Annotated in this window: 11 protein-coding genes; 6 read left to right on the top strand and 5 right to left on the bottom strand. The window is 58.6% G+C overall.

Going from position 1 to position 13,558, the window contains the following annotated elements; genetic code table 11:
• Positions 1-31: 31 nt before the first annotated feature.
• On the bottom strand, positions 32-1,243 hold the full coding sequence (gene manD, locus AO242_RS28605; protein ID WP_027901233.1) for a D-mannonate dehydratase ManD: 1,212 nt from the start codon (positions 1,241-1,243) through the stop codon (positions 32-34).
• On the bottom strand, positions 1,243-2,250 hold the full coding sequence (locus tag AO242_RS28600; protein WP_099271326.1) for a sugar kinase: 1,008 nt from the start codon (positions 2,248-2,250) through the stop codon (positions 1,243-1,245). Before AO242_RS28600 ends, manD begins: the two co-directional genes overlap by 1 nt.
• A gap of 150 nt (positions 2,251-2,400) precedes the next feature.
• Here AO242_RS28600 and kdgR point away from each other — a divergent pair, with 150 nt between their 5' ends.
• Complete coding sequence (gene kdgR, locus AO242_RS28595) at positions 2,401-3,180, top strand: DNA-binding transcriptional regulator KdgR (RefSeq protein WP_099271325.1); 780 nt, start codon at positions 2,401-2,403, stop codon at positions 3,178-3,180.
• Positions 3,181-3,191: 11 nt separating this feature from the next.
• On the opposite strand, the gene AO242_RS28590 is transcribed toward kdgR, so the two are convergent.
• On the bottom strand, positions 3,192-4,157 hold the full coding sequence (locus AO242_RS28590; protein WP_099271324.1) for a LysR family transcriptional regulator: 966 nt from the start codon (positions 4,155-4,157) through the stop codon (positions 3,192-3,194).
• Between the two features lie 152 nt (positions 4,158-4,309).
• Here AO242_RS28590 and AO242_RS28585 point away from each other — a divergent pair, with 152 nt between their 5' ends.
• From AO242_RS28585 to AO242_RS28570, 4 genes are read left to right on the top strand one after another with little or no spacing between them, the layout of a single operon-like run.
• Positions 4,310-5,620, top strand: a complete 1,311-nt coding sequence (locus tag AO242_RS28585) for an MFS transporter (protein ID WP_099271323.1) — start codon at positions 4,310-4,312, stop codon at positions 5,618-5,620.
• Positions 5,617-6,372, top strand: coding sequence for a class II aldolase/adducin family protein (locus tag AO242_RS28580; protein WP_099271322.1), 756 nt, complete (start codon positions 5,617-5,619; stop codon positions 6,370-6,372). Before AO242_RS28585 ends, AO242_RS28580 begins: the two co-directional genes overlap by 4 nt.
• The gene (locus AO242_RS28575) at positions 6,369-7,298 is read left to right on the top strand and encodes a 2-hydroxyacid dehydrogenase (RefSeq protein ID WP_099271321.1); all 930 of its coding nucleotides are present in this window, start codon (positions 6,369-6,371) and stop codon (positions 7,296-7,298) included. The genes AO242_RS28580 and AO242_RS28575 overlap by 4 nt, the downstream gene beginning before the upstream one ends.
• A 23-nt stretch (positions 7,299-7,321) precedes the next feature.
• Positions 7,322-8,551 carry a Zn-dependent hydrolase gene (locus tag AO242_RS28570; protein ID WP_099271320.1) on the top strand — a complete coding sequence of 410 codons (1,230 nt, stop codon included), beginning with the start codon at positions 7,322-7,324 and terminating at the stop codon, positions 8,549-8,551.
• A gap of 318 nt (positions 8,552-8,869) precedes the next feature.
• Here the strand turns inward: AO242_RS28570 and AO242_RS28565 are convergent, their stop codons facing one another.
• Together AO242_RS28565 and AO242_RS28560 are read right to left on the bottom strand one after the other, a co-directional pair.
• Positions 8,870-9,880: a GlxA family transcriptional regulator gene (locus tag AO242_RS28565; RefSeq protein WP_099271319.1), complete on the bottom strand. Its 1,011-nt coding sequence runs from the start codon at positions 9,878-9,880 to the stop codon at positions 8,870-8,872.
• Entirely contained in the window at positions 9,877-10,827 is a 951-nt protein-coding gene (locus AO242_RS28560; RefSeq protein ID WP_099271318.1) for a LysR family transcriptional regulator, read from the bottom strand. The genes AO242_RS28565 and AO242_RS28560 overlap by 4 nt, the downstream gene beginning before the upstream one ends.
• A 340-nt stretch (positions 10,828-11,167) precedes the next feature.
• Here AO242_RS28560 and AO242_RS28555 point away from each other — a divergent pair, with 340 nt between their 5' ends.
• Positions 11,168-13,549, top strand: a complete 2,382-nt coding sequence (locus tag AO242_RS28555; RefSeq protein ID WP_099271317.1) for a TonB-dependent siderophore receptor — start codon at positions 11,168-11,170, stop codon at positions 13,547-13,549.
• Positions 13,550-13,558 lie beyond the last annotated feature (9 nt).

The raw sequence follows: 13,558 nt of genomic DNA, 5'->3' as shown, positions 1-13,558 counted from the left end.
CTGATGTTCTTGTTGTGATGATTTGATTGTCTTACCAGTGCCAGAGCGTGCCGTCTTCCAGGCGATTGACCGGCAGGCTGGCGCGTTTGTACGGATATTTCGCTGCGAGGGTTTCGTCGATGTCGACGCCATGGCCCGGGGTTTCGCCTGGGGTGAAATGGCCGTCTTCAAAGCGATAGGCATGAGGAAAGACTTCGTCGATGCGTTCGTCATGAGGCATGTGCTCCTGAATGCCGAAGTTGGGCACCCAGGTATCGAAATGCAGGGCAGCGCCCATGCACACCGGCGACAGGTCGGTGGCGCCGTGAAAGCCGGTCCGCACCTGAAACAGCGCAGCAAAATCGGCAATCCGTCGCACATGGGTAATGCCACCTGCGTGAACCAGGGTGGCACGGATATAGTCGATCAACTGTTCCTGAATCAGCTCGCGGCAGTCATGAATCGAGTTGAAGACCTCACCCACCGCCAGTGGCGTGGTGGTGTGCTGACGGATCAGACGAAAAGCCTCCTGATTTTCAGCCGGGGTGCAGTCCTCCAGCCAGAAAAGGTTGTACGGCTCTACGGATTTGCCCAGGCGCCCCGCTTCGATCGGTGTAAGGCGATGGTGAACGTCATGGAGAATGTGCAGGTCATCACCAAAACGCTCACGAACGGCCGCAAACAGTTTGGGCACATAGTTAAGGTACTTGGCGGTGTCCCACATATGTTCGGCAGGCAGGTCGCTGTCGGCCGGTTCATAGCGTTCGCCACTGCGCTTGGCGACGCCATAAGTGGTGGCGATGCCGGGAATCCCGCATTGCACGCGCACCGCCTTGTAACCCAGTTCGACATGGCGAGCGACTTCGTCCAGGCAACCTTCGATGTCTTTGCCCGTGGCATGCCCGTAGACCATCACCCGCTCGCGGCTCTTGCCACCCAGCAACTGATACAGCGGCATGTTGGCGGCCTTGGCCTTGATATCCCACAGCGCGATGTCCACTGCAGCAATCGCGGTCATGGTCACCGGGCCACGGCGCCAGTAAGCCCCGCGATACAGGTATTGCCAGATGTCCTCGATGCGATGGGCGTCGCGACCGATAAGCGCAGGCAACACGTGCTCTTCAAGGTAGGCGACCACCGCAAGTTCGCGACCATTCAGGGTCGCATCGCCGATACCGTAAATGCCGGCATCGGTGACGATCTTAAGAGTGATCAGATTGCGACCCGGACAGGTAACGATCACGCGAGCTTCAATGATTTTCATCAGTTGCGGGCCTCTGCGGCAAAAGAAAATGTAGGCATATTCAGGATGGGCATGGCGGCGCTGGGGATCAGTGCTCCCCGATGCTGAACCACTTGGGCGGCCAGTCGGTGCCCCCACTGAGCAGCGAGATCAGGCCCGCCGCCTTGTAAGCGACAAGAGAGATACCCGGCGCTGAACGAGTCGCCTGCCGCCGTGGTGTCGACGATGTTGCTGACGAGTTCGGCGGGCACTTCGAAGCGTTCGCCGTCGCAGTCGATCAGGCATGACGCCGCGCCTCGCTTGATTACCACTTCGCCCACACCGAAGCTTTTGTAGGCGCTGAACAAGGCCTCTACGTCTGGGTAACCAAACAGGGCTTCGTCGTCATCCCAGGTGATCAGGGCCAGATCAGTCAGGCGCAGAATGTCGCTATAGGCCTGCCGCGCAGCGTTGGCGTCGGGCCACAGGTGGGGACGGAAGTTGTTATCGAAGACGATCCGGGTGCCGGATTTGCGGGCTTGAGCTACAGCCTTCAACAGGCGTGCGCGGCCATCGGGCGTGAGGATCGCCAGGCTGATGCCGCTCAGGTAGAGGTAGTCGTAATCGGCCAGAGCCATCAGCATGGTGTCTGCTTCAGGCCCGTCGAACATGCGCCGCGCTGCGGCCTGACCACGCCAATACACGAAGCGTCGTTCACCACGAGTATCGGTCTGGATAACGTAGAGGCCCGGCAATGCGTCCTTGATCACTCGCACGTGCTGGTTGCCGACGCCTTCGTCACACCACAACTGGCGCATGGCATCGCTGAAGCTGTCCGCGCCAATGGCGGTAACGTATTCCACGGCGATGTGCGCAGCTGAATTCAATCGGGCCAGATAAACGGCCGTGTTGAGCGTGTCGCCCCCAAACGTCTGACTGAAGTCTGAGGCTGACTCGGCTCTCATCTCAATCATGCACTCACCCACCATCGCGACTTTGACGGGTTTGTGTGAAACGGATTGCGGCTGTTGTCTTGAAATCACTTTCATCATTACGCGCCTTATTATTTTTAAAACGGCGTTTCACTTGCAAGTTGTGGCGGAGTTTCGATCAGATTTTTCACCTCGTCAAGCAAAATGAAACAGCGTTTTGACTCGCCAGCGTATATCCTTGGGTTTTCCGTTCCCGTTGGAGCCTTCATGGACAACAGCACTCTCCAGAACAATGAACTGGTCTCCGCAGTGGGCCGGACCATGGCGGTACTAGAGGCATTGGCAGAACATCCCGAGGAAAGCGGCGTATCGGAAATCGCCCAGAAACTGGACATGTCCAAAAGCACGGTTTACCGCTTTTTGCAGTCGCTCAAGGCTCGTGGCTATGTCGTGCAGGATGCCGAAGAACGCTACCGGCTCAGCGTTCGGCTGTTTGAACTGGGCGCGCAAGCCCTGCCTCATCTGGACATCGTCCGCGAGGCTGAACCGGGCATGCGCCGTATCAATGAGCTGACCGGCGAGACCGTGCATCTGGGGATTCTCGACGAAGGCAGCATCGTCTACGTGCACAAGATCGATTCCAAATACAACCTGCGCATGTACTCGCGCATCGGTCGACGAGCGCCGCTGTATTGCACCGGGATCGGCAAAGTGTTGATGGCGTGGCTTGAGCAACCGGAGCTGCTGGCACACCTGCAGGAAGAGAGCTTCGAGCGCCGCACGGTCAACACCCTGACCACAGTCGACGCTTATTTGCAGGAACTTCAGGTGGTTCGCGAACAGGGTTATGCAGAAGACCATGAAGAGTTCGAAGACAACATGCGCTGCCTGGCGGCGCCGATACGCGACCGTTTCGGGCATGTGATCGGCGGCATGAGCGTGTCTTTTCCCTGCTTCCGCTTTCGTGAAGAACTCAAGCAGGATTACGTCAAGCAACTGGTGGAAGCTACGCAGCGTATTTCCCGCCAGTTAGGCTGGCACGCGTAATAACCTGCTGATCAAAGCGCCCCTTCGATGACCTGCCGAAACGACTCGATAAAAACCGTTTCGGCGCGGTTCATCCGCTGATCGCGGTTCCACATCAAAAACATATCGACATCCACGACGCCGTCAGCCGGTGGTAAACGCCAGATCAGCCCGTTGTGCAAATCGTTATCCACCAGGTGTTCAGGCAAACAACCGATGCCGTATCCGGCGATGATCAACCGGCGAATTTCTTCAAAGCTGGGCGATGATGCAACGATTTTTCCGGTGAAACCCTGCTGATCGCGGAACACCGTCAGCGGCGATAGATTGCCGCCCAACTGGTCGCTGGTGAAACTGACAAAGTTTTCGCCCTGTAACGCATCCAGTGCCAGTCCGCGTTTGCCGAACAGCCTGTGTCGTTTGCCACAGAAGAATGCATAGCGCTGGCGCATCAACAGCACTCGCTCCAGTTTTGCCTGGGGAAAGCGGCACAGGCCGATGCCGAGGCTGGCGGTTTTCTGGTTCAGCGAGCTCTGAATATCTGAACTGCGCATGACTTCAAGTTCCAGCTCGACCCGCGGATGCAGCAGATGGAAGTCCGCAAGAAAGTCGTCATAGAGCGGTGACTGCACATGACTGATGGACAGCACACGCACTTTGCCAACGACTTCTTCCTCGGCGCCCTCAACCGCCGTGCCCAGGCGGGACACATTGCCATACATTTCCTGGGCAATGCCAAACACCTCTTCCCCGGCCTGCGTCAGGTCGAAGCGCGGCCCCTTGCGCACAATCAACGCGCAATCGAGCTGTTCCTCAAGCCGTTTGAGCGACTGACTGACCGCTGATTGCGTGACGAAGAGCCTGGCTGCCGCACGGCTGATACTGCGTTCCTGACCGATAGCCAGGTAAGTGCGCAGCAGGTTCCAGTCCAGTCGATCATTGAGAAAACGGCGACCTTGCCACTTGCCCTGTGCTTCGACTAATTCGTCGTCGTTCATCAATGCACCATTAGTAGCCTGACTAATACATAAAATAAGTATTAGCAAATTGATTAATTATAGGCAGCGAGCGATAAAGCAGGGAAGCGCCACAGAGCGCTACGTGATCAGCCTCAATCCCTGCCATAACGCCAAAACTAAAAGGGCCTTGCATGCGAACCTCGTCCAACCAGCCTCGTCGCGCGGCTGCCGCGGCATTCATCGGCACCACCATCGAGTTTTACGACTTCTACATCTACGCCACAGCCGCCGCGCTGATCCTCGGCCAGGTGTTCTTCCCCAGCGATACGCCAGGCCTGAGCACCCTCGCCGCCTTTGGCACCTTCGCGGTCGGCTTCATCGCACGGCCCATGGCCGGGATGGTGTTCGGTCACTTGGGAGATCGGCTTGGGCGTAAAAAGATGTTGCTGTTCACCATGCTGCTGATGGGGTTGGCAACCACCGGAATAGGCTTGTTGCCGAGCTACGCCAGCGCCGGTATCTGGGCACCCATTGGTCTGGTGGCGCTGCGCATCGTGCAAGGCATCTCGGTCGGTGGCGAATGGGGCGGCGCGGTACTGATGGCCAGCGAACATGCGCCCAAGGGCCGCAAGACGTTCTACGCCTCCTTCGCGCAACTGGGCAGCCCCGCAGGCTTGCTGCTGGCGTTGATTGCCTTTCGACTGGTGACGTCTCTGGAGCCCGCTGAATTTGCCGACTGGGGCTGGCGTTTGCCGTTCCTCGCCAGTGGCGTACTGATGCTGATTGGCCTGGCGATCCGCTTTGGCGTTGAGGAGTCACCGGAATTCAAAGAAGTCGCGGAGAAAGGCGAAACCGCCAAGTACCCGGTGCTGGACGTGCTGCGCACCTGCTGGCGGCAGATTTTCTTCGCCGCCTGTGCGGTGACCATCGGTTCGGCGGGCTTCTTCTTCACTAACACCTTCATGATCACTTACGTGACCCAGTATCAGGGCATCTCCCGGGCGACCATTCTGGATTGCCTGTTTATCGTGACCGTCCTGCAATTCATTTCCCAACCCATTAGCGCATTGCTGGCCGAGCGTATCGGCGAAGGCCGGTTCCTGATGCTGACCGCCCTGCTCTCGATGTTCATGCCTTACCCGATGTTTCTGCTGGTCGGCACCCAGAACCTCGCGTTGATGACCTTGGGCATCGCCATGGCTGTGATCACCTTGTCAGCGCTTTACGCAGTGATTGCCGGTTACATGGCTCAGGCATTCCCGGCGCATCTGCGTTACAGCGGGATTTCTATCGCTTACCAACTGATCTGTGCAATTGCCGGTGGCAGCACGCCCATCATCGGCACGTTGCTGGCCACTCACTACGCCGGGCAATGGCTGCCTCTGGCTATTTTCTTCAGCGTGCTGGCAGGCATTTCGCTGTTTGGCGTCTGTGGTCTGGCGCGTCTGCGCGGTGACGGCAGCACCACACAACAGTCAGCGTTCAACAAGGAGCTTTCATGAACACCCCGGATTCTATCGATGCTGTGGAATGGCAGGCCCGCTGTGAACTGGCCGCGCTGTATCGACTGGTGGCGCACTTTCGCATGACTGATTTGATCGACACGCACATCAGCCTGCGCATCCCTGGTCCCGAACATCACTTCCTGATCAACCGTTACGGGGTGATCTTCGACCGGATGAAAGCCAGTGATCTGGTGCGGATCGATCGGCATGGCCAGGTGGTCAATGGCGACGTGGAAAACAGCCGGGTAAACGCCGCAGGTTTCGTTGTCCACTCCGCGATCCACATGGCTCGGGAAGACCTGAACTGCGTAATCCATACCCATACCGCAGCCGGTATGGCAGTCGCCGCGCAAGAGCATGGCCTGTTGCCGATCACTCAACATGCGCTCAAGTTCTACGGCAAGCTGGGTTATCACACCTATGAGGGCATCGCCCTTTCGCTGGAAGAACGTGAACGCCTGGTGGCGGATCTTGGCCCCCATAAGGCGATGATCCTGCGCAATCACGGCTTGTTGGCGGGCGGTGGCAGCGTGGCCCAGGCGTTCCATGAAATCCATTTTCTGGAGCGGGCGTGTCAGGCACAGGTTCAAGCACTGTCCGGGAACAGTAAACTCGTGCAACCCAGCGAGGAAGTATGCCGTTTGACCGCCCAACAGTTTGATCGCGATGAAGCCGCAGAGATCATTCAGTTGAGCTGGAACGCCGCGCTTACCCTGATCGAAGACCAACGCGAGTCCTACTGCTCATGACCACCGTCGTCCTGTTGACCAATGACACCGTTCTGAACAGCGAACTGCAAATCGCTTTCGCCCGTAACGCGCCTGAACTCAAGGTGGTATTGCCTGATGACCCGGCCGCCGCCGAGGCGCAAATCGCGGCCTGCTGGTATCCACCGGCGGGCAGCATGGCAAGCCTGCCCAACCTGCAACTGGTGCACTCGGTGGCTGCCGGGGTCGATCATTTGCGCACGGACCCGAGTCGGGCGGACCTTCCCGCCTGCCGCGTGGTGGACCCTGATCATCGACGTGGGATGACCGAATACGTGCGCTGGGCGGTGCTGCATTTTCACCGTGATTTTGATCGCGTGGCCGCACAGCAGCGTCAAAGCGCGTGGCAGCGTCACCCACAACGTCCTGCCGGGCAGTTCAGAGTGGGTGTCATGGGCCTGGGTTCGCTGGGTGCGGCAATCGCCAGTGATCTGGCCGGTGCTGGCTATGCGGTGAGTGGCTGGGCACGTAGCCCGCGAGAAATTCCCGGAGTGATCTGTCATCACGGTGACGAGCAGTTCGATGGGTTCCTCGACGGCCTGGACATGCTGGTCAACCTGCTGCCCCTGACCGACGCCACCCGAGGCATTCTGTGCAGCAAGACCTTTGCCGCCCTGGCTCCCGGCGCGGTAGTGGTGAATGCCGGACGCGGGCAACACCTGATCGTCGATGACCTGCAACAGGGCCTGGCCAGCGGGCATTTGCGCGGCGCGGTGCTGGATGTATTCGATCAGGAACCGCTGCCGGTGGACGATCGTTTGTGGCAGATGCCGGGGGTGATCATCACTCCGCACATAGCCTCCGCCGCCTCCGACGATTGCATTGCACTGCAGGTCGCGGAAAACGCCCGCCGACTGCTCAATGGCGAACCCCTGAATAATCTGGTGGACCCAACGCTGGGCTACTGAAGCGACACGCAAGAGGTTGAGCGATGAATGTACTTGAATCCAACGGCGATCGCCTCTGGGCCAGCCTGATGGACATGGCCCAAATCGGTGCCACCGCCAAGGGCGGCAACTGCCGTCTGGCCCTGTCTGCGGAAGACAAAGCAGGCCGTGAGCTGTTCATGAGCTGGTGTCGGGAAGCAGGCATGACCCTCAGCTTCGATGCCATCGGCAACCTGTTCGCCCGCCGTGCCGGGCTGAACGAAAAGCTTGAGCCGATCGTGATGGGCAGTCATCTCGACACTCAGCCCAAAGGCGGTCGTTTCGATGGCATCTACGGAGTCCTGAGCGGCCTGGAAGTGGTTCGCTGTCTGAACGAACAAGGCATCCAGAGCCAACGGCCTATTGAAATCGCGGTGTGGACCAACGAAGAAGGCGCGCGCTTCACGCCAGCCATGTTTGGCTCTGCAGTTTTCACCGGCACTCTGGAACTCCAGACTGCGCTGGATGCACGCGATGCCGACGGTATCAGCGTCGCTCAGGCGCTGGACGCCACCGGGCACGTGGGTGAGCAACCCTTCAAGCGTCCTTTCGATTCGTATTTCGAAGCGCACATCGAGCAGGGGCCGATCCTTGAAGACAACGGCATCCCGGTGGGCGTGGTGACGGGCGGTCAGGCCATTTGCTGGCTCGACGTGCAGGTCAAAGGCCAGAGCGCCCACGCCGGGACCACACCGATGAAACTGCGCAAGGACGCTTTGTTTGGCGTGGCGCAAATGGCTGCGAAACTTGAAGCCCTGGCTGAAGAGTTCGCGCCCAAGGGACTGGTCACGATTGGCCAGTTGAGCATCGCCAAATCATCGCGCAACACCATTGCCGGCAGCGTGAACTTCACGGTGGATTTGCGTCACCACGAAGACGGGCAGATTGCGCTGATGGAGGAGCTGGTCCGACAGCGTTTTCAGCAGGTAGCGGACGTCCGCGGATTGACCCTGGACATACAGCGCCACTGGCTAAGCCCGGCCACCCCGTTCGACAAGGATTGCGTCGCGGCGGTACGCCGTGCCGTCGAAGCGCTAGGTTATCCGCATCAGGACATCGTCAGCGGCGCAGGTCACGACGCCATCCTGCTAGCCCGACATTGCCCAACCACGATGGTGTTCATCCCCTGTGTTGACGGGCTGAGCCACAACGAAGCCGAGGACGTTTTCCCTGAAGATGCCCGCATGGGCTGCGATGTGCTGCTGAATGCCATCGTTGAGCGGATTCAGCGTTAGCTCCTGAGCCTTCAGCCGCCCGTAGCACCTGTTGGAGCGGTGGGAGCGAGTTCATTCGGGAAGGCGGTATTTCAGGCCATACATGTGCTGTGGATGTACCTGCTCTTTCGTGAACAAGTTCAATCTCATCAAACAACATGCAAACGCTGGATTGAAGTGCATTTTCTGTAGGAGCTGCCGAAGGCTGCGAAACATTTATCCTGACACACCGCGATCGCAGCCTTCGGCAGCTCCTACAGGCCTTATGCTTGCCGCGAGACAGCGCGGTGCCCTGGACACTGAGGCACCGTCTACCAAAACTGCGCTCATGAAAAGACACTAACGAACCAGCCGCTTCTCTTTCGATGGCCGGTAACCGAAGAACGCGCTGTAGCACTTGCTGAAATGACTGGGCGAGACGAATCCGCAGGCGACCAGCACCTCAACCTGGGACATCTCAGTGTGCTGCAACAAACGCCGGGCTTCGGTGATGCGCAATTCCAGGTAATAGCGCTGCGGCGTGGTGCCCAGCTGTTCCCGGAACAAGCGTTCGACCTGACGACGGGAGCGACCGGAGTACTTCACCAGTTGCTCCATTTCCAGTGGTTCTTCGAGGTTGGCGTCCATCAGCTTCACCACCTCACGCAATGGCGCGCTGACCGATAGATGCGCAGAGTTCTTGATACGCCGATAACGTGACTCTTCAAAAGACAGAATGTCCTCGATGCCTTCGACCAGCGCTTTGTCATGCAGGGTCTTGATCCACTCCAACGCCATGTGGAAAGCCCCCGACGGGCTTGCGGCGGTCAGACGATCCCGGTCCACCACGAACGGCTCGCTGGTGACATGGGTAATCTTGCAGATTTCAGCCAGCGCGGGACGGTGTTCCGGGTGGATCGCGCAACGGTAGCTGTCGAGTAAACCCGCAACACCCAGAAACCACGCACCATTCCACAACCCCGCCAGCGCCGTACCCTGCTCTGCCGCCGTATTCAGTAATGCTGTCAGCTCGGGATAATGCTTGAGTTCGGTCCGGTAGCCACCGCAGACAACCAGCAAGTCCAGACCGTTTATCCCGGCAGCTGTCAGCTGCAGATCAGGTCGAATGACCAGCCCCAGATCACTGACCACTTCGCCCTCCTGCAAGGCAAAGGTACAGGTCGCGAACAAGCCGGGACGCAGCAGATTTGCGGTAATGATGGTGTCCAGCGCCTGGGTGAATGCAGGAAGCGAGAAATGTTCGAGCAGCAAAAATCCGGCTTTTGCCTGACGGGAAGCTGTTGACTCATCTCCAAGATAGCGAAGATTCTTGCCCTTCATGCCACCGCTGAATTGACGTCGCTCAGTCATGTCGTGCGGTTCTCCGCGTCATCAATCGCGTATCGATCGGCGACCGGGCCGTGTTGCGCCATCAGCTCTGCAACCCAGTCGATGAATACCCGGACTTTAATACTGATATGCCGGTTTGGTGGAAACGCTACATACAGCGGCATGGGTTCCATTCGCCAGCGTTCGAACAACGGGACCAATTCACCGCTTGCCAGGTGTTGTTTTGCCATATAGTCCGGTAGCCAGAGCACGCCCATGCCTGCCAGCCCTGCCGCAAGATACGCATTGCCGTCGTCCACCGCCAACACGTAACGGCCATTAATCGTCAGACGTTCGGTGCCGTTGTGCATGGCATAGGGTAAGGCTTTACCTGTGCGCGCCCACAGGAAACCGATGATCCGGTGCTCAGACTCTTCAAGCTCGCGAGGGTGAACTGGAATGCCGAGACGCTGCAGATAAGCTGGCGCGGCGTACACCCCAAGCTGCAAATCACCCACCCGGCGAGCCATGAGTGACAGGTCGCTGAGTTCACCGCCGCGGACCACGCAATCGACATTTTCGCCAATCAGATCGACCTTGCGATCGCTGACGCCCATATCGATCTGGATATCCGGGTATCTGGCATGGAAACCGGGCAGTGCCGGCATCAGGATCATTCTGGCCAGCGGGCTGGGTACATCCACTCGCAACCGACCTCGGGGCAATGACGCTGCGCTGGAGAGACTGGTCTCTGCGTCATCCAGATCCGCCAGCAGCCGTACCACGCGTTCGTAGTAAACCGCGCCGTCAGCAGTGACATTGACCTTGCGCGTAGTGCGGTTAAGCAGTTTGACCCGCAGCCTGGCTTCCAGTTGTTGAACCAGTTGGGTCACCGTGGTCTTGCTCATGTGCAGCGTGTCAGCCGCCCTGGTAAAGCTCCCCGCTTCAACGACCCGGGCGAATGCCAGCATTGCATCAAAACGGTCCATTCCTGCCCCGCTATCAGAAGGATTGTTTGGAGATCACAAACAGTAGCGGCTAAGGTTGCGCGTTAATCGTGCAGATGCAAGTGACTATGGTGTTTTCCCTATCCTGTAGGAGCGCACGAGCACCGCGAGCCCGCGATAGCGGTGTATCAGACAGACCGCCATCGCGGCCTCGCGGTGCTCGTGCGCTCCTACAGGTCAAATATCCCTCAATAAACGTGCACCATCAGGTTTTTTTGTTTTTTTCGCCCGTCCTTGAAAAAAATCCCGAAGGGCTACGTCTTTGATCATCTGTTTGAGAATTTTTCGCAAACGTAATCAAGACGTATGAAGGATCGTATTGATGCCACGCCTACCTGCATTGCCGTCTCTTGCCCTGCTCATCATGCTGCCGATGGGCAACGGTTGGGCTGCCGAAGCTTCTGAGCGTCCGGGTACTGCCCGTTACAGCATGAGCGCACAACCGCTGGCTTCGGCGCTGGCGCAATTCGCCAGACAGAACCGGTTACAGCTGAGTTTTGACGCCGCACTGGCGACCGGCAAAACCGCACCAGCAGTCAACGGCGAGCTTAGTGAGCGAGAAGCGTTGACCCGGTTGCTCAGGGATTCAGGTTTGGGCTGGTCGCTGACTGAAGACCGCACTCTTCTGCTGTTTGCGCAGCCTGCCAGCGGCTCAATCAACCTTGCGCCGTCGACCATTACCTCCAACCGTTTTATCGAACATGCGAACGGCCCGGTGCAGGGCTATCGCGCAACCCGCAGCGCCACCGGGACCAAGACGGACACCGCCCTGCGCGACGTTCCGCAATCCATTCAGGTGGTCTCCCGCCAGGTGCTTGAAGACCAGCAGGTCAATAACCTCGGCGATGCCCTGACCAACGTCAGCAGCGTGCAACGTGGCAACAGCCATGGCGGTTCTTCCGAAAACTTCATCATCCGCGGGTTCAAAGCCACCACTTATGCGGTGGATGGCATGTTGATCAACCCCTTGGTGTCGCGCCCGGAAGCGTTGCGCGATCTGGCCAACGTCGAGCGGGTCGAAGTCCTCAAGGGGCCCGCGTCGGTGCTCTATGGCCGTGGCAATCCGGGTGGGCTGATCAACCTGGTGACCCGCCAGCCGAGCTTCACCCCGGAAGCCGAGGTCAAGGCGCAGGCAGGTTCTTATGACTTCTATCGGCTTGAAGCCAACGCCAGCGGCCCTCTGGACGAAGCCAAAACCCTGGCTGGGCGCATGACAGTCGCCACCCAGACCGAACGCGGTTTTCGCGACACCTTCCGCGACAGCAAACGCATCTACGTTGCCCCGACCCTGCGCTGGGAACCCAGCGATGTCACGCGTGTGGATGCGGGCCTGGAATACATCAACCAGACCAGTCCTTTTGATCGAGGGCTAATCCCGGTCAACGGCAAGATCAACATGAATGCCGATCGCTATCTGCATGAACCCTGGTCGCGGGACAAGGCGGACAAGGTGTCGGTCTGGTATCGCGCCGAGCACGATGTAAATGACTGGCTGACCCTTCGCCAGATGACCCGCTGGGATCAGTCCCACAAGAATCGTTATGTGGTGGATTTGCGCGGACTGGAGGACGACAACCGCACCCTTGCTCGTCGTGCAACCGATGGCGACGAGCGCATAAAGACGCTGGACATGCAGTTCGAAGCCATTGCCCGCTTCGCCACCGGTGGCCTGAAACACACAGCCTTGGCAGGTTTCGAGTACATCGACGGCAAGCGCAACGTGGCTACGGATCGAGCAACATTGGGTTCGATCGGTATTTTCAATCCGGTTTATGGCGCCCGGCCCGGCGCGTTCTCATTCAACGAAGAAACCGATTATCAACTGGAAGCCTACAGCTTTTACCTGCAGGATCAGATCGACCTGAGCGAACAGTGGAAGCTGATCGTGGGTGCACGATATGACGATACGCGGCAGCGTAATACGACGATCGTCGTCAATCCCATCACGGGCCTGAGTCGTGTGTCGACCCCAACCAATCTGAACCCGTCGAAAGTTTCACCCCGACTGGGCCTGGTGTATCAGCCCACTGACTGGCTGGCACTCTACGCCAGCTACAGCACTTCATTCACTCCGCAGAGTGACACCCAGCGCAACGGCAGCCCTCTGGATCCTGAGGAAGGTGAGCAATATGAGGTCGGCGCCAAGTTCGACCTGATCCCTGACCGCCTGAGCGCCACCTTGTCGGTATTCGAGATCACCCGGCAGAACGTAGCGGCAACCGACCCCACAGACGACAACTACTCGGTACAGACTGGCGAACAGCGCGTGCGCGGGGCTGAACTCGATGTCAGCGGCACTCCACTGGATGGCTGGGAAATCATCGGTAACGTCAGCGCACTGGACGCCAAAGTCACCAAGGACACGACAATCGAAACCGGCAACCGCCTGGACGGCGTACCGATCCTCAGCGGTTCGATCTGGTCCAGCTACCAACTGCAAGACGGCCCCATGAAAGGTCTCGGCTTCGGCGCGGGCGTCATTGCAGTGGGCGAACGGCAGGGCGATATCGACAACAGCTACGACGTGAGCGGCTACGCCAGGATCGACGCCAGCGTGTTCTACGACATCGACGAAAACATCCGGGTTTCACTCAAAGGCCGCAACCTGACGGATCGCAAATATATCGAAACCGCAGCCAATACCGACGGTAACTACGCGGGCGCGCCCGCCTCGTTCATCGCCAGCGTGAGTGCGAAGTTTTGAGTCGTTCCC

Source organism: Pseudomonas sp. ICMP 561 (genome assembly GCF_002699985.1).
In the GTDB taxonomy this organism is placed as follows: Bacteria; Pseudomonadota; Gammaproteobacteria; order Pseudomonadales; family Pseudomonadaceae; genus Aquipseudomonas; species Aquipseudomonas quasicaspiana.
This window is presented reverse-complemented; position numbering and strand designations above follow the sequence as displayed.